We start from the raw sequence: 1,284 nt of genomic DNA, 5'->3' as shown, positions 1-1,284 counted from the left end.
AGAGCTGGCTCGGGAAATTTGAACAGCGGGGATAAGTGGAATTTCTGCCTGACTTTGGCATAGATGCCGGAAACAGGAGAGACCATGACGAGACGACCGCGCCGGAACCACAGCCCGGCTTTCAAGGCGAAAGTGGCGCTTGCCGCGATCAGAGGCGAACAGACGCTGGTGGAACTGTCCCAGCAGTTCGACGTGCACGCCAATCAGATCAAGCAGTGGAAAGACCAGCTCCTTGAGGGGGCGACGGGCGTTTTCGGCGATGAAGCCAAGACAGAACCGACGACACCCACAGTCGATGTCAAAACACTACACGCCAAGATCGGCGAGCTGACGCTGGAGAACGATTTTTTGTCCGGTGCGCTCGGCAAGGCGGGATTGCTGGGCGGAAAGAAATGATCGACCGCACGCACAGACTGTCGGTCGTGCGCCAGGCGAAGCTTCTCGGCTTCAGTCGTGGCAGCGTCTATTATTCTCCGCGTCCAGTGTCGGACGGCGATCTGGCGTTGATGCGCCGGATCGACGAACTACATCTCGACTACCCGTTTGCCGGGAGCCGGATGTTGCAAGGGCTTTTGAAGGCGGAAGGACTGCAAGCGGGACGGTTGCACGTCGCCACGCTGATGAAGAAGATGGGCATCGAGGCGATCTACCGTCGCCCGAACACCTCGAAACCGGCACCAGGTCACAAGGTCTATCCCTATCTCCTGCGAAAGCTGGCGGTCACCAGGCCCAATCAGGTCTGGGCGATGGACCTGACCTATATTCCGATGGCGCGCGGCTTTGTCTATCTCTGCGCTGTCGTGGACTGGTTCAGCCGGAGGGTTCTGTCGTGGCGGCTGTCGATCACGATGGAGACGGCCTTTTGCATCGAAGCGGTCGAGGAAGCACTTGCTCGGTATGGAAAGCCCGACATCTTCAATACGGATCAGGGCTCGCAGTTCACCTCCGTCGACTTCACTGCCGTGCTGAAGAAGGCTGAGATCGCCATCTCGATGGACGGCAAGGGCGCGTGGCGGGACAATGTCTTCGTCGAGCGGCTCTGGCGGTCGATCAAATACGAGGAGGTCTACCTCCACGCCTACAAAACCGTGTCCGAGGCCCGCGTTGGCATCGCTCGATATCTGTCCTTTTACAACACCCGACGCCCACATTCATCCCTTGACCGGCAGACGCCGGATCAGGCTTACTTCAACGCGCTGACACCGATGATGGCGGCAGCATAATCGAGGCGGAAATCCACTTAGCAAAACGCCCGAAACTGTTCAGACAAACCGAGCCAGCTCT

The 1,284-nt window shown here is 58.6% G+C and carries 1 protein-coding gene; it reads left to right on the top strand.

Translation table 11 applies throughout. The annotated features are described in order from the left end of the window. Positions 1–84: 84 nt before the first annotated feature. Positions 85–1,223, top strand: a protein-coding gene (locus IB272_RS34435) for an IS3 family transposase (protein WP_192445889.1) whose coding sequence is annotated in 2 segments (ribosomal slippage) — positions 85–343 and positions 343–1,223 — 1,140 coding nt in all. Because the reading frame shifts where the segments join, the coding sequence is not laid out codon by codon here. The last annotated feature ends 61 nt before the right edge of the window (positions 1,224–1,284 follow it).

The organism is Ensifer sp. ENS08 (assembly GCF_014852195.1).
GTDB classification, from domain to species: domain Bacteria; phylum Pseudomonadota; class Alphaproteobacteria; order Rhizobiales; family Rhizobiaceae; genus Ensifer; species Ensifer adhaerens.
Note: the sequence above shows the minus strand (reverse complement) of the source record. Positions and strands in the feature narration are given on the sequence as shown.